Raw genomic sequence first — 14,459 nt, forward strand, 5'->3', positions numbered from 1 at the left:
CAGTGAGCGCACCCGATCTGGCAGCACTGACCGGCGTACGTTCCGGCAAGCGGTCCTACTACCGCGCCTTCCTGCGCTCCGACGAGCGCATGCAGCAGGCCGTACGCGCCATGGACTCGATCTCGCGTGCGCTGGTGCGCACGGTCGAGGGCCCGCGAGCACTCCTGGAGGAGGTCGCCCGCGCAGCCGCGGTTCACCTCGCCGCGGAGTGGACCATCCTGGCGCTGGCCGACGGCCACCTGACCGGTGCCAGACCGAGGTTCATCGTCGTCGGTCACGACGGCCGGGTGGTCGGTGACGAGGAGGAGCTCCCCGGAGTCGTACGTCGCGAGCTCGGCGCCATCCGGGCCGGGCACGCGACCGGAGCGCCCGGGCCGGCTCGCTGGGTGCGGGTGCCGATGACGCTGGAGAGCGTCATGATCGGCAGCCTGGTCGGTCTCCACGGGCTCGCCGACGACCCGGAGCCCGGGGACCTGTCGGTGCTGCGGATCCTGGCCAACGAGGCCGCCGTGGCGCTGCACACCTCCGAGCAGTACCAGGCCGGGCTCGCCCAGCACCGCCGCGCCCAGCGGCTCTACGACGAGGTCGGCGCCCGGGAGCGGGACCTCGAGCAGCGGACCCGCGAGCTGCGCCAGGCCGAGGAACGGCTGCTGGTGGCACGCCAGCGCGAGCTGGTCGACCACGAGCGCCATCGCATCGCGCGGGAGCTCCACGACAGCGTCACCCAGTTCGTGCTCTCGGCGGGGATGTCGGTCGAGATCGCCCGGGGCGAGACGGAGGACCTGGGGCCGGCCGGTGAGCGGATCGCCGAGCTCCTCGGCACCGCCAAGCAGCTCACCCAGGACGCCGTCGAACAGCTCCGCCGGGCGATCTACGCCCTGCACCAGCCGCACCGCGACACGGTCTCCTCCCTTCCCGAGCTGCTGCACGAGGTCGCCGAGCACCACCGTCCCCACCTGGACGTGTCGGTGCGGGTCGAGGGCGAGGTGTGCCCGATGCCCGCGGAGGCCAAGCACGACATCGCCCGCGCGGTCGGAGAGGCGCTCTTCAACGTGGCGATCCATGCCGAGGCCACCCAGGCGGTGCTCCGGCTCCGCTACCGCAAGCACGAGCTCTACGTCGGGGTCGCCGACGACGGCCGTGGGGATCCGGGCCTGCTCGCCCGGAAGCTGCGGCTCGAGCGCGGCGCCTCGATCGACGGCCGACACCGGGGCCTGGCGAACATCGAGACCCGGATCAGCGAGCTCGGTGGCACCGTCGCGTTCCGGCGCTCGCACCTCGGCGGGGTCCGGGTCGAGCTCCGGGTGCCGCTGCCGGTCGTGGACCGCGGCCGAGGAACGATCTGCGGGCTCATCGAGGACCCGCAGTAGCCGCTTCGAGGAGGAACCGATGAACACGCTCAGCCCACCCCAGCCGGCCCCGGTCCAGACCGCTGCCGGCATCGACGTACTGCTGGTCGATGATCACGCGATCGTCCGTCAGGGCCTGCGCTCGATCCTCGAGCGCGAGCCCGGCCTCCGGGTCGTCGCGGAGGCGGCGACGGCGGCCGAGGCGCTGGCCCGGGTCAACAGCGCTCGTCCGGACATCGTGCTGCTCGACCTGAAGCTCTCCTCGTCCTCCGACGCCGAGGGGCTCGAGCTGTGCGCCGCGCTGACCCAGCGGCACCCGGAGGCGCTGATCCTCGTGCTGACCACCTTCCTCGACGAGCAGCTGGTGATGCAGGCGATCCGCGCCGGCGCCCGTGGCTACGTCGTCAAGGACGTCGACACCACCGGGCTGGTCCGCGCGATCCGGGACGTCGCGAGCGGCGGGAGCGCCTTCGACGCGCGCTCCGCGGCGGCGATGATCCGTGGCGTGAACATGCCGGTGACCAGCGACGACTCCGAGCTCACCGCCCGCGAGCTCGAGGTGCTGGAGCTGCTCGCGCACGGGCTGTCGAACCGTGCCATCGGCCACCGGCTCTACATCTCCGACACCACCGCAAAGTTCCACGTGGGCAACATCCTCCGGAAGCTGGGCGTCAGCCGCCGGGCCGAGGCGGTGTACGAGGCGTCCAAGCTCGGCCTCCTCTGACCCGGCGGCCGCAGACGTCACGGCACCGGCAGGACGGTGCGGTCCCAGGTCGTGTTCACGATGATCGCGGCGGAAGCGTAGAGCGCCACCAGGGCGTCGAGGATCAGCACGTAGCCGGCGGTCTGACCGAGAGCGGCGCTGCCGAGGAAGGACCCGAAGGCCGCGAGGTAGAAGACCCCGGCCAAGAGCACGAAGATCACGATCGTGGTGGTGTTGGTGCGCAGCGCGGCCAGCAGCATGTACGTGGTGAACACCGCCCAGGCCAGCAGGAACATCCCCGTGATCTCGGCCCCACCCGAGGTCACCATCGGGCCGTAGAACTGCACGAGCAACGCGTAGGAGAGCCAGAACCCGGCGTACGCGGTGAAGACCAGGGCCGGGAACGTCTCGCCCCGCCGAAAGTGGACCAGGCCGGCCACGAGCTCGGTCGCGAAGCCCAGCGCCAGCGCGAGGGGAAGGACTGCCGGCAGGGCGGCCGCGTCCACGATCCCCGACATCACGGTGGCCAGGACGAGCGCCGAGATCCCGAAGCTGGCCAGTCCGAGCGCGAACGGGTCGCCCCACGTCGTCGGTGCGGTGCCTTGCGTGGTGTCCAGTGCATCGATGGATGTGTTCGTCATCGGTTCCTCCAAGGGTTCAACCGTCGTCCGGCTGGGCCACGGTTCTCACAAAGTAGTGACGTACGACACACCGACGGACCCGCCGAGTGGGCGGTAGCGCACCTGTCCTCGGGTAGCCCTCCAGCACGGTTGCGTGCGGCCGACGGACAGGTCGGACCGGGCGTTGACCAGGCCTGACGCGGTGCCGGGAGGACGACTGCCCGTCCGCGTCGCCGACGGACAGGTCGGCACCGGACCGGCCGGGGAGGCGCGATCAGCGGTCGGTGTCGACGACGAGCCAGCCGCCGTGGTGGTCGACGACCCGGTGCGGGTGACCCGAGGCCGCGCCCCAGGCGGCGAGGTCGTCGAGCGAGACCGTCCGGACGTGCCCCCAGGTCTCGTCGGGCTCGTCCTCGAGGGGTACGGCGATCACCACCCGGCGTCGCGCCACCCGGATCGCCTCGGCGACCGCCCGGTCGCCGAGGCTCGGCTCGATGTGCTCGAGGAGGTGGATCAGCAGCACGTTGTCGGCGGCCCCGTCCGTCCACGGCAACCGGGTGGCGTCGGCGGCTCGCGTGGCCAGCGGCACCTCCAGCCGGGCCGCCGCGGCGCTGAGCAGCGTGACGGTGCCGGCGGAGAGGTCGGAGGCGGTCACGTCGCGTCCCGCGGAGGCCAGCCGCAGCGAGAGGAACCCGAAGCAGCAGCCGACCTCGAGGACCGAGCCGGGTGCCAGCTGCTGCTCGACGTAGCGGTAGACGGGGGCGTACTCGGCGACGGTTCCGTGAGCAGGAGCGGCGGGACCGGGCCGGTGCAGCGCCTGCTCCACGCGGCGCAGCGTGTTGCGGTAGAACGCCGCCCACGCCTGCTCCGGGTCCGGAGCGCTGCTGACCACGACACCGGTGAAGAGCCGCTCGAAGAGGTCGGGGCCTCGCAGCCAACCGGGCTGGAACAGCTCCTCGGCCAGCAGACCGGAGAGGTCGTCGTCGATCTGGTCCGTACGCAGGCAGTGGATCAGATGGACCTGGTGGCCCTCGCGGTGCACGTCGAAGTGGCGGGTGCGGATCGTGCCGAGATGCCGCCGCGGGCGCGGGCCGTGCCAGGCCCGGACGCTGACGAGCTCGTCGCGGTAGACCCCGGCCTCGGGACCGGGTCGAAGCGCGTCGATCACGTCCAGCTCGCCGGGCGGCGTGGTCATCGGCCGACCGACATCGTCTGGGTGACGTTGTCCAGCCCGCGCAGGTTGCGTACGACCTGGACCTTGTCGCACCACTCCGCGTACTCCGGCAGGTCACAGCCACCGAGCGCCCACGAGTAGCGCGGCTCGGGGGTGAGCCAGATCGTCGACCGGGCGCGCCGGGTGAGCTCCTCGAAGGCGGTGAAGCCGGGATCCTTGCCGTTGCCACGGCCGTCGCCGAGGATCACCAGCGTGGTCCGCCGGTTCACGGCCGAACCGAACTGCTCGAGGAACTGCTCGAAGCAGGCGCCGTAGTTCGAGTCCGCGTCCACGTCGAGCACCCCGCCGGCCGGCAGGCCCGCCAGCACCAGCGACAGCGCGTCCTCGATCCGGTGCTCGGCGAAGAGATCGGTGATCTCCACCAGGTCCTTCACGAACGCGAACGACCGGACGGACGTGGCGACCGACTGCAGGCTGTGCAGCAGGTGCAGCGTGAAGCGGGCGGTGGAGCGTACGGACAGGGAGACGTCGCAGAGGACGAGCAGTCGGGGCCGGTCGTGCGCCTTGGCGACGGTCACCGGCCGGAACGGCACCCCGTCGTACTTCATGTTGGTGCGCATCGTCCGCCGGCCGTCGACGATGCCGCGGGCGGCGACCGTACGCCGCGGGCGCGGGGCTCCGTGGAGCTTCCTCAGCAGTCGTCGCAACGATTCCTCCAGCGCGGCGCGGTCGTGCTCGGCCACGGTCTCGGCCTGCGCCGCCTGGATCTCGCGCGACTCGATCTCGCGCTCCATGCTCATCAGCCGCTCGAGGTGGTCCCGGATCCGCTCGGGAAGCGTCGCCAGCCACGGGGCCAGCGCCTTGCGCAGCTCGGCGAGGTCATCGTCGTCGTCGATGCCGCCGTCGGGCTCACGCTCCTCGAGCCAGCTCAGCAGCGCGATCTCCTCCTGCACGGACAGCTCGGTGTCGAGCTGCATCCCGACGTCCCGGATCAGCTCGCCCGGGTTGCCGGGGTTGTGCATCCGGCTGGTCGAGAGCTGGACCCGCGCGGCCTCCCCGGGGCTGGACTTGGGGTCGTTGGAGAGGACGATCTCGTCGGTGAGCGCGGCGATGTCGATCTTGTTGGCCTCCTGGTGGAGGTTGTAGCGCTGCGCCATGTCCTCGGGCTTGAAGTACTCCTTGATGTCGTCCGGCTTGCCGTGGCTGTGCCCGTCCTCCGGCACCTCGCCCGGCTCCTCGGAGAGCGTGAAGTCGGTCAGCCGCCCGTCGTCGGAGAGGTCGTCGTGGGTGTGCCCGTGCTCGTCCTCCTCCTCGACGACCGGGCGCAGCCCGAAGAACCGGTCGAAGACCAGGTCGAACGTGTCCAGGTCGCGACGGTCCTTGACCAGGCTCGCGGTCAGCGCGGCGTGGAGCAGGTGGCGCTGCTCGAGCACCCCGGGCTGGGCGACCGCGTGCATCGCGTCGATCACCTCGGCGGTGCTCACGCGTACGCCGTAGAGCCGGAGCAGCCGGATGAAGCGGTGCAGTGCGGTCTCCATGTCGGGCCTCGCTCCCGCCTCAGACCGGACGCTTGCGGGTCGACGGGAACGCCCGGGTCCCCTGACTCGTGGACACCGCAGGTGCCGTACGCGGCCCGGTGCCGCCGGCCCCGCCGTAGTAGCCCGCGTTGTGCCGACCGGGCTGGTCCTTCGCCTTGCGCTCGGCGCGGCCGTCGACGTCGTCGTGATCCTCGGTGGACGGAGCGTGGGAGTGGCCGTGACCGTGGCCATGCCCGTGTCCATGGCCGTGCAGGTGGTCGGGCACCTCCGCGTTCGGGTCGACCAGCCGCGGCAGGGCCTCCATCACCCGCTTCAGGTCGCGCTCGTACTTCACCACGACGTTGAGGGTCGTCGAGAGCACGTCGGCGGTGAGCTCCTCGACGCCGAGCACCGCCAGCGTCCGGGCCCAGTCGACGGTCTCGGAGATGCTGGGTGCCTTGCGCAGCTCCAGCTCGCGGATGCCCCGGACGATGTCGACCAGTCGCGCGGCGAGGGAGTCGGCGAGCCCGGTCTCCTTGGACCGGATGATCTCCAGCTCACGGGGTGCGTCGGGGTAGTCGAGGAAGAGGTGCAGGCACCGGCGCTTGAGCGCGGCGGAGAGGTCGCGGGTGTTGTTCGAGGTCAGGACGACGTACGGCATCGTCCTGGCGGTCACGGTGCCGATCTCGGGGATGGAGATCTGAAACTCGGCGAGCAGCTCGAGCAGCACCGCCTCCAGGGCCTCGTCGGCCCGGTCGACCTCGTCGATGAGCAGGACCACCGGGGTGTCGGAGTCGATCGCCTCGAGCAGCGGCCGCGCGGCCAGGAACCGCTGCGAGAAGAACACCGAGTCCTGCTTGGCGATCCTCTCGACGGCCTCGTTCAGGTCGGCGGCGTCCTCGACGACCTGGCCGATCTTCTCGCGCAGGATCTGGGTGTAGAGGAGCTGCTTGCCGTAGTCCCACTCGTAGAGCGCCTTGGTCTCGTCCTGGCCCTCGTAGCACTGCAGCCGGATCAGGCGCCGTCCGGTCGCGGCGGCCAGGCTCTCGGCCAGCTGGGTCTTGCCGACTCCCGCCGGGCCCTCGAGCAGGACCGGCTTCTCCAGCCGCGTCTGCAGGAACACCGTGGTGGCGAGCCGGTCGTCGGCGAGGTAGCCGCACGTCGCCAATTGGGCGCGGGTGTTCTCGACGTCGGTGAAGCCCTGGATCGGTTCGGTGGTGGTCGACACGTGCACTCCTCGAGGTGGTGGATGGGGCGAGGTGGCTGGTCCGGCTGGTGTTCTCAGCGGGCCGGACCCGCCACGGATCGATCGGCAGGGACGATCAGCCGAGCAGGTCGTCCAGGTCGCCGTTGAGGCAGTGGTCGACCACCGGACGTACGGTCTCGAACGTGCACTCCTTGGCGTTGCCCGGCGTGCAGGCGTCACCCAGGACGTGGTTGGTGATCCGGTCGACGTCCGTGTCGTCGCCGACGATCTCCTTGGCGTTCTCGTAGTACGCGGTCGGCCCCTGGCCGAGCCGGTTCTTCGAGTACGTGTCCTGCTTGACGTCGACGAACCGCTCGGTGATGCCGACGTCGCGCAGCAGCCGGATGGCCGCGGCGAGCGCCGCGTCGGCGGCCTGCACGTCGGTCATGCCGTGGGTGTCGACACCCATCGCGCGGGCGATGTCGGCGAACCGCTTGTAGTGCGTGGGCATGTTGAACGCCCACACCCGCGGCAGCGCGATCGCGTTGTTGAGGCCGTGGTGGGTGTCGTAGAACGCACTGATGGCGTGGCTGATCGAGTGGATGATGCCGAGGCCGCCGGAGTTGAACGCCTGAGCGGCGATGTACTGGGCGTACATCATCCCCTCGCGGCCGCCGAGGTCCTGACCGTTCCAGACCGCCTGCCGCAGGTTCTCCGAGGTCAGCTTGATCGCGTGCAGCGCGTTGCCGAGCGAGGGCTGGAAGTTGATCCGGGAGACGTACGGCTCGCTGGCGTGCGCCAGGACGTCGAAGCCGCACTGCGCGGTGTAGTCGACCGGGCAGTCGAAGTAGAGCACCGGGTCGTCGATCGCCAGGCTGGCCACCGAGGCGTCGTCGAAGGCGACGTACTTGTGCGGGTTGTCCGGGTCCGTGGTGGTGTCGGTGATGACGTACGCCCAGGACGTCTCGGAACCGGTGCCGGCCGTCGTCGAGACGGCGATGTGCGGCGGGTTCTTCGGGTTCTCGGACATGTTGAAGCCCTCGAACTCGTTGACGTTACGGCCGTCGTGGGCGACCGAGATGCGCGCGCCCTTGCAGGCGTCGTGCGACGAGCCGCCGCCGATGGAGACGAACGAGTCGCACTCGTTCTCCTGGTAGAGCTTCACCGAGTCCATGACGTTGTAGTCCTTGGGGTTGGACTCGACCTTGTCGTACACGACGACCTCGAGGCCGTGGTACTTCATCGACTCGACGATCTTGGTGACGATGTCCGTGCCGCGGAGGCCGGACGTCATCACGAGGGTCTTGCGGAAGCCCATCTTCAGAGCCTCGGGCCCGATCATCTCGTGAGCGCCGGGCCCCATGAGGGCTCGAGGGAACGGGTGGAACTCCTTGATGGGGAAGGGCTTGAGTAGTTCGTCGACCTGCATGGCAAACCTCCGTTGGTGTGTGACGCTCAGCACATTAGGTACGCCGAGCGAGCCGCGAACAGGCGAGGAACGGGAAACAGGCCACCCCGGGAGGGGCCTACCTACCCGTTGGGAGAGGTGCCTCCCTGGCCGGTCTTCTGGCCGGTCTTCTGGCCGGGTCGACGCGGCAGCAGACAGGTGATCGAACGTGCTCTGATCGCACCCGCCCACAGCCCCGCGCCGTACGCCATGTCGTCGAGGCGCCGGGCCAGCGGCCGGTATCTCGTGCCGGGGTTGTCGACCTGGGCGACGACCACGTCGACGAGCAGCGAGGCGGCGAGAGCACGCCGCAGGAGCCTGCTGTGCGGGGCGAGGAGCACGGTCAGCGGCCACCAGTGGCGCAACAGCAGCGCGGCCTCCTGCCGGACGGTCCAGCCGAGGCCCTGGGCGCAGAGCTGGACCGCGAGCCGGTCCCGTCCGGGGGTCTCCGGCAGCCGTCGTCGCAGCGAGAGGACCCCGTAGGCGATCCCGGCGGCGGCGACCGGGAGGGACCACCGGCGGTGCACCATCAGCGCGGCCGCGGTGGCCGCCATGCTCGCGGTCATCACCGCCGGCGCGCCCTTGCGGCCGTGGCGTGCGGCGAGGTCGGCCCCGCCGGTCCCGTAGAGGTACTTGCGGCCCAGCCAGCCGCGGATCGTGGTGCGGGTGTCGTGCCAGGCCACCTGGTCGGGGTCGTAGCGGACGACCTCGCCGGCCTCGACCAGCCGCCACACCAGGTCGACGTCCTCGCCCACCCGCATCGACTCCTCGAAGCCCGCCCCGAGGCGGGACGTACGTCCGACCAGGCAGGCGCTGGGCAGCCAGCCCACGGCGGCGCCGGGGCGTACGACGCAGGCACGGGTGCCGAGCGCGAGCGAGGAGTCGTCCTCGTCGAAGCGCTCGAACCAGCGTGGCGCCCGGCTGCGGGCACGGCTGCGGACCAGCGGCGCCACCAGCGCGACTCGGCTGTCGGCGAAGTGGCGGGAGAGTGCCAGGAGGGTGCTCGCCTCGACGGTGACGTCGGAGTCGACGAAGGCGACGTACGGGGTGCGGACGGCCCGCAGGCCGGCGTTGCGAGCGCCGGCGGGGCCGAGGTTATGCGGGAGCCGGATGACGTGCGCCCCATGGCGGCGCGCGACCTTCTCGACCGCGTCGGGATCATGGGAGTCGTCGTCGACGACGATGCGGCCGAGACCGGCCAGCGGGCGCAGGGCACGGTCGAGCTGGTCGGGTCTGTCGCGTACGGGGATGACGACGGTGACCTCGGCCGGGTCCACCCCGAGGCCGCTGAGCACGGGATCGGCCAGGTTGCCGCCGACGAGCCTGGCCGCGAGCGCCTCGGTGGCCGCGTCGACCACCGTGATCTCGCCGTCGTCGAGACGGGCCAGCGCGGCGTCGGTGAGCCGGACGGCACGCAGCGGCGAGCCACCGACCAGCAGCCGCCGGTCGATGCGGCGTACGTCCTCCCGGACTCGGACCCGGAAGCCGATCGGGAATCTCACCCCACTGCCACGCCGCCGGGAGCCAGCACGTCCATCGTGGTCTGCTCGATCATCGTGGTGAGCGCATCCGCTCCCTGCGCCGCGGTGGCCCCGGTCGGGTCGCCGAGGACGCCGTTGGCGGAGACCGCCGCGACCCCGCCCGCCCGCATGGCCGGGAGGATCTCCGCGAGCGGCCGGGTGTCGCCGGGCTCGGCCAGGTCCATGCGTACGGCCTCGGGCCGCAGGTGCAGCATCAGGGACGTCTCCGTGCGGCCCGCGTGCAGGTCGAACTCCTCGGTGCGGCACGGCAGCCAGCACGCCGACTGCCGCTCGAAGGCGAGCTGGTTGACCGCGCTGGTCAGCGCCGCGGCGTTGCCGCCGTGGCCGTTGACGAGCACGACCCGTTCGGCCCAGGTGCGGGCCGAACGGACGAGCTCGACGATGACCAGATGGAGCGCATCGCTCCCGATCGACACCGTTCCGGGGAAGGACTGGCGCTCGCCGCTGGAGCCGATCGCTATCGGCGGCGCCGTCCAGCTCTGGACGCCCTGCTCCGCGAGCCGTTCGGCCACCCCCTGCGTGACCGCCGTCGCGATGGTGGTGTCGGTGTCGAAGGGCAGATGCGGTCCGTGCTGCTCCAGCGAGCCGACGGGCACCAGCAGGACGGTGCCCCTACCCGCCTGCGGCCAGGTGGCGTCACCGAGTGCTGACATGGAAGCCGTCCGGGACGATCAGGTGTTCCGGGCTCAGCTCGGTGACCGACCCGACCGCGAGCCCCCGCAGCGCCGAGTCGATGCCACCGCTGAGCACGTCGAGGACGTTCTCGACCCCGGCCTGGCCGTTGGCGGCCAGACCCCACAGATAGGCCCGGCCGATCAGCACCGCCTTCGCCCCGAGCGCGAGCGCCTTGACGACGTCGGAGCCGCGGCGTACGCCTCCGTCCATCACCACGTCGACCTGGTCGCCGACGCGGTCGGCGATCGGCTTGACCATCCGGATGGCTGCCGGGGTGCCGTCGAGGTTGTTCCCGCCGTGGTTGGACACCGAGATGCCAGCAACCCCGGCATCGACCGCGCGGAGCGCGTCGTCGACCCGGCACACGCCCTTCAGCACGAACGGGGTGCCGCTGATCTGGTGCCACTGCTCACGCATCCAGGCGACGTCCTCCCAGGTCGGCGGCGGAGTGGTCATCCACTCGTAGTAGGCACCAAAGAACGTCGGCGCGCTGCCGCCCGGCGGGGCGAGGTTCGGGGCGGTGAGGTCGGGGAAGGAGCCGGTACGCCCGAACTGCCACGCCCACCGGGGCCGGGCCGCCACCTGCGGCGCCAGCCGCATCATCGTGCGCAGGTCGACCTTCTCCGGGATCTCGGGACTGCCCCAGTCGCGGCCGATCGAGAAGGACCAGTCGAGCGTGGCGATCAGGCCCTGGGCGCCGGCGGCGTGCGCCCGCTGCATGCGCTGGACGATCGTGTCGCGGTCGCCGGTCCAGTACATCTGGAAGAACGTGGTCGCGCCGGTCGCCGTCACCTCCTCCACCGACCTCGAGGCGAAGTTGGACAGCCCGATGATGGTGCCGCGGGCCGCGGCGGCNATGCGCAACCTCGTCCTGGCCGCCTACCACCACGCCCAGCGCAACCCCGGCGCCGCCGGATATGGCAAACCCCTGGACGAGGCCGGCTACGACGCCTCGCCCTTCATCGTCGAGCCCTTCCACCTCTTCGACTGCTCGCGTGAGAACGACGGCGCGGTCGCCCTGATCGTGGTCTCGGCAGAGCGCGCCCGCGCGATGGGGCGTCCAGCGGCGTACGTCCTCGGTACCGCCCAGGGGGCACCAGGCGGATACTCCGCGCTGAACGAGAACGACGAGCCGTACACCTCGGCGGGCTTCGCCGACTCAGCCTCCGGTTCGGGAGTCGCCTCGCGACTGTGGGCAGAGGCTCGGGTGAAGCCGGCCGAGGTTGACGTCGTCCAGGTCTACGAGAACTTCAGCGGCCCCGCGGTCGCCTCCCTCATCGACCACGGACTCTGCCCGCCCGGCCCGGCGGCTGCCGAGGTGATGACCGTCGAGAACCTCACCGCCCCGGGCGGCCGGCTGCCGGTGAACACCTCGGGCGGCAACATCGCCGACTCGTTCGTCAACGGCATGGGCCTGGCCGTGGAGGCAGTCCGCCAGATCCGCGGCACCTCGACCAATCAGGTCGATCGAGCCGACACCTCGCTGTTCATCGGCGGACCGATGGCGCCCTTGGTCAGCTCGGTCCTCCTCGGCAGCGAACAGACCCTCTGAGAAGGAGCCCAATGATGTATGACCGCACCCGACTCTTCGTCGACGGAGAGTGGATCGATCCGGCGAAGGGGACGACCTACGAGGTGATCGAGGCCGCGACGGGCGAACCCTTCGCGACCACGGCGCTCGCCACCGCGGAGGACGTCGACGCCGCCGTCGCCGCGGCTCGGGCCGCGCTGGCCGGTCCCTGGAGCAGGATGACGCAGGCCGAGCGCGCCCAGATGCTCGGCGCCTTCGCCGCCGCTCTCGGTGCCCGCCGCAAGGAGACCGCCGGCCTGGTCAGCCGGGAGAACGGCATGCCGATCGCCCTCTCTCACGTCGTCAACGGCATCGCCCCGGGATTCATCACCGGCTACTACGCCGAGCTGGCAGCGTCGCTGAGCCTCGAGGAGAGCCGCCGGAGCCCGACCGGCGGCGACACCCTGGTGGTGCGCGAGCCGGTCGGCGTGGTCGCCGCGGTGACTCCGTGGAACTATCCGCAACCGCTCGCGGTGATGAAGATCGCCCCAGCGCTCGCGGCCGGATGCACGGTGGTGCTCAAGCCGGCGCCCGAGACCGCCCTGGACGCTTTCGTCTTCGCAGACGTCGCGGAGGAGGTCGGGCTGCCGCCCGGCGTGCTCAACGTTATCCCGGGCGACCGCGATGCCGGCGCCCACCTGGTCGAGCATCCCGGCGTCGACAAGGTCGCCTTCACCGGCTCGACCGGTGCCGGGCGGGTGATCGGCGCGACCGCCGGTCGGCTGCTGCGCCCGGCCACGCTCGAGCTCGGCGGCAAGTCGGTCTCGCTCGTCGCCGAGGACGCCGACCTCGGGCTGGTGACCTCGAAGCTGTTGGAGGTCTCGCTCCCGAACAACGGCCAGACCTGCCACGCCGCGACTCGGGTGCTCGCCCCGCGCAACAGATACGCCGAGGTGGTCGATGCGATCACCGAGACGGTGCGCGCGCTGAAGATCGGCGACCCGCTGGACCGGGCGACCCAGATCGGCCCGCTGGTGTCACGGGCCCAGCAGCAACGGGTGACCGGATACATCCAGCAGGGCCGTGACCTCGGGCGCCTCACCGTCGGTGGGGGCGTCCCCGACCGTCCGGGCTGGTTCGTCGAGCCGACGGTCTTCGCCGACGTCGACAACGACTGCGCCATCGCCCAGGAGGAGATCTTCGGGCCCGTGCTGGTGATCACGCCGTACACGGACGAGGACGAGGCCGTCGCGCTGGCCAACGCCTCCGACTACGGGCTCGGCGGAGTCGTGTGGAGCGCGGACGACGAGCACGGCCTGGCCCTGGCTCGACGGATCAGCAGCGGCACCGTCGGTGTGAACCACTACGAGCTCCACATCAACGCGCCGTTCGGCGGTGTCCGCTCCAGCGGCCTGGGCCGCGAGCTCGGCCCCGAGGGCCTCGAGCCCTACCTGGTCGCGAAGTCCATCTACCGCCGCTGACCGACTCTGCTGGTCGAGCCCCGGAGATCCGGCGGCTCGACCAGCAGCGGTTTTCAGCGCAGCAGGTCCTTGGCGACGATGTCGGTCATGATCTCGTTCGCGCCCCCGTAGATCCGCTGCACGCGTGCATCGATGTACGCCCTCGCGACCGGGTACTCCAGCATGTAGCCGTAGCCGCCGTGCAGCTGCACGCCGACGTCGATGACCTCGTGCTGCAGGTCCGTGGCCCATGCCTTGGCCTTCGCGGCATCGACCGGCGACAGCGTGCCGGCGTTCCACTCGCGTACGCATCGATCGATGTAGGCCCGGGAGACCTCGACCGCGGTGCGCAGGTGTGCCAGCTTGTGCGCGGGTACCTGGAAGTCGGCGATCCGACGGCCGAAGGCGGTCCGCTCCTTGACGTAGTCCACCGTCCAGCCCAGCACGGCCTCGGCCGAGGCCTGCCCGGCGATGGCGATGCCGAGACGCTCCAACGGCAGGCTCTGCTTCAGGTACGCCAGTCCCTGACCCACCTCGCCGAGCAGGTTGTCCGCGGGCACGTGCACCTGGTCGAAGGAGAGCTCGGCGGTGTCCTGGGCACGCAGCCCGACCTTGTCGAGCTTGCGACCACGAGTGAAGCCGGGCGTGCCGTCCTCGACTACGAAGAGGCTGAACGAGTCGCCGGTGCGGGCGAAGACGATGACCAGGTCGGCCAGGATGCCGGAGGTGATGAACGTCTTCGAGCCGTTGATCAGCCAGCCATCGCCGTCGGGTACGGCGCTGGTCGTGATCCCGCGCAGATCACTGCCCGCCCCCGGTTCCGTCATGGCGATCGCACCGATGGTCTCGCCGGTCACGAACCCCGGCAGCCAGCGCTTGGCCTGCTCCGGCGTCGCGTGCCGCAGCAGATAGTTGAGCACGATGTCGTCGTTGGTCGAGAAGCCCGACTGCAGCGAGCTGGCACCCACTCGGGCGATCTCGAGCTGCAGGATCATCCGGTAGCGGTAGTCCGTCTCGGCCGGACCGCCGAACTCCTCGGGCACGGCCAGACCGAGGAGGCCCTGACGGCCGGCAGCCAGCCACGTGTCCCGGTCGATCTCCCGCTGCTCGTCCCACCGCTCGAGGTTCGGCTCGACCTCCCGGGAGACGAACTCCCGGACGACCTCCCGGAACTCTTCGTGGTCCGTTTCGAACAGGTCGCTCTCCATGTCCATCCCCTTCCAGTAAACCTATCGTCAGTAGGTTATTGGAAGACGCACGTCTCCGCCAGGGGGTGG

The 14,459-nt window shown here is 70.9% G+C and carries 13 protein-coding genes; 4 read left to right on the plus strand and 9 right to left on the minus strand.

What is annotated here, in order from left to right:
• Positions 1 to 2 precede the first annotated feature (2 nt).
• Both ACFX43_RS17750 and ACFX43_RS17755 read left to right on the plus strand, forming a co-directional pair.
• Complete coding sequence (locus tag ACFX43_RS17750) at positions 3 to 1,370, plus strand: sensor histidine kinase (protein WP_378830890.1); 1,368 nt, start codon at positions 3 to 5, stop codon at positions 1,368 to 1,370.
• A 19-nt stretch (positions 1,371 to 1,389) separates the two neighbouring features.
• Positions 1,390 to 2,073 carry a response regulator gene (locus ACFX43_RS17755; protein WP_378830897.1) on the plus strand — a complete coding sequence of 228 codons (684 nt, stop codon included), beginning with the start codon at positions 1,390 to 1,392 and terminating at the stop codon, positions 2,071 to 2,073.
• Positions 2,074 to 2,090: 17 nt separating this feature from the next.
• On the opposite strand, the gene ACFX43_RS17760 is transcribed toward ACFX43_RS17755, so the two are convergent.
• The 8 genes from ACFX43_RS17760 to mftD all read right to left on the minus strand — a co-directional run bounded on the left by ACFX43_RS17760 (position 2,091) and on the right by mftD (position 11,076).
• Positions 2,091 to 2,693, minus strand: coding sequence for an acetate uptake transporter (locus ACFX43_RS17760; RefSeq protein WP_378830904.1), 603 nt, complete (start codon positions 2,691 to 2,693; stop codon positions 2,091 to 2,093).
• A 253-nt stretch (positions 2,694 to 2,946) separates the two neighbouring features.
• Positions 2,947 to 3,867, minus strand: a complete 921-nt coding sequence (mftM, locus tag ACFX43_RS17765) for a mycofactocin oligosaccharide methyltransferase MftM (RefSeq protein WP_378830910.1) — start codon at positions 3,865 to 3,867, stop codon at positions 2,947 to 2,949.
• On the minus strand, positions 3,864 to 5,384 hold the full coding sequence (locus ACFX43_RS17770; protein WP_378830915.1) for a VWA domain-containing protein: 1,521 nt from the start codon (positions 5,382 to 5,384) through the stop codon (positions 3,864 to 3,866). The genes mftM and ACFX43_RS17770 overlap by 4 nt, the downstream gene beginning before the upstream one ends.
• 19 nt (positions 5,385 to 5,403) lie before the next feature.
• A complete protein-coding gene (locus ACFX43_RS17775; protein WP_378830920.1) occupies positions 5,404 to 6,591 on the minus strand; it encodes an AAA family ATPase in 1,188 nt (395 codons plus the stop codon).
• 94 nt (positions 6,592 to 6,685) lie between these two features.
• Positions 6,686 to 7,978, minus strand: coding sequence for an NDMA-dependent methanol dehydrogenase (gene mdo / locus ACFX43_RS17780; protein ID WP_160026054.1), 1,293 nt, complete (start codon positions 7,976 to 7,978; stop codon positions 6,686 to 6,688).
• Between the two features lie 101 nt (positions 7,979 to 8,079).
• Positions 8,080 to 9,498, minus strand: coding sequence for a mycofactocin biosynthesis glycosyltransferase MftF (mftF, locus tag ACFX43_RS17785; RefSeq protein ID WP_378830934.1), 1,419 nt, complete (start codon positions 9,496 to 9,498; stop codon positions 8,080 to 8,082).
• Complete coding sequence (gene mftE / locus ACFX43_RS17790) at positions 9,495 to 10,190, minus strand: mycofactocin biosynthesis peptidyl-dipeptidase MftE (RefSeq protein ID WP_378830943.1); 696 nt, start codon at positions 10,188 to 10,190, stop codon at positions 9,495 to 9,497. The genes mftF and mftE overlap by 4 nt, the downstream gene beginning before the upstream one ends.
• On the minus strand, positions 10,174 to 11,076 hold the full coding sequence (gene mftD / locus ACFX43_RS17795; protein ID WP_378830950.1) for a pre-mycofactocin synthase MftD: 903 nt from the start codon (positions 11,074 to 11,076) through the stop codon (positions 10,174 to 10,176). The genes mftE and mftD overlap by 17 nt, the downstream gene beginning before the upstream one ends.
• On the opposite strand from mftD, the gene ACFX43_RS17800 reads away from it, so the two are divergent.
• Both ACFX43_RS17800 and ACFX43_RS17805 read left to right on the plus strand, forming a co-directional pair.
• The gene (locus tag ACFX43_RS17800) at positions 10,982 to 11,764 is read left to right on the plus strand and encodes a hypothetical protein (protein ID WP_378830953.1); all 783 of its coding nucleotides are present in this window, start codon (positions 10,982 to 10,984) and stop codon (positions 11,762 to 11,764) included. The two genes, mftD and ACFX43_RS17800, sit on opposite strands and share 95 nt — an antisense overlap.
• A 14-nt stretch (positions 11,765 to 11,778) precedes the next feature.
• Positions 11,779 to 13,203: an aldehyde dehydrogenase gene (locus ACFX43_RS17805; protein WP_378830958.1), complete on the plus strand. Its 1,425-nt coding sequence runs from the start codon at positions 11,779 to 11,781 to the stop codon at positions 13,201 to 13,203.
• A gap of 53 nt (positions 13,204 to 13,256) precedes the next feature.
• On the opposite strand, the gene ACFX43_RS17810 is transcribed toward ACFX43_RS17805, so the two are convergent.
• The gene (locus ACFX43_RS17810; protein WP_378830966.1) at positions 13,257 to 14,390 is read right to left on the minus strand and encodes an acyl-CoA dehydrogenase family protein; all 1,134 of its coding nucleotides are present in this window, start codon (positions 14,388 to 14,390) and stop codon (positions 13,257 to 13,259) included.
• Positions 14,391 to 14,459 lie beyond the last annotated feature (69 nt).

The organism is Nocardioides sp. YIM B13467, assembly GCF_042788075.1.
GTDB lineage: Bacteria > Actinomycetota > Actinomycetes > Propionibacteriales > Nocardioidaceae > Nocardioides.

Excerpts from the sequence above, each read along its gene's own strand:
- mftE (WP_378830943.1), bottom strand. The coding sequence starts at position 10,190 with ATGTCAGCACTCGGTGACGCCACCTGGCCGCAGGCGGGTAGGGGCACC.
- ACFX43_RS17760 (WP_378830904.1), bottom strand. The coding sequence starts at position 2,693 with ATGACGAACACATCCATCGATGCACTGGACACCACGCAAGGCACCGCA.
- ACFX43_RS17805 (WP_378830958.1), top strand. The coding sequence starts at position 11,779 with ATGTATGACCGCACCCGACTCTTCGTCGACGGAGAGTGGATCGATCCG.
- ACFX43_RS17810 (WP_378830966.1), bottom strand. The coding sequence starts at position 14,390 with ATGGAGAGCGACCTGTTCGAAACGGACCACGAAGAGTTCCGGGAGGTC.
- ACFX43_RS17770 (WP_378830915.1), bottom strand. The coding sequence starts at position 5,384 with ATGGAGACCGCACTGCACCGCTTCATCCGGCTGCTCCGGCTCTACGGC.
- ACFX43_RS17755 (WP_378830897.1), top strand. The coding sequence starts at position 1,390 with ATGAACACGCTCAGCCCACCCCAGCCGGCCCCGGTCCAGACCGCTGCC.
- mftM (WP_378830910.1), bottom strand. The coding sequence starts at position 3,867 with ATGACCACGCCGCCCGGCGAGCTGGACGTGATCGACGCGCTTCGACCC.
- mdo (WP_160026054.1), bottom strand. The coding sequence starts at position 7,978 with ATGCAGGTCGACGAACTACTCAAGCCCTTCCCCATCAAGGAGTTCCAC.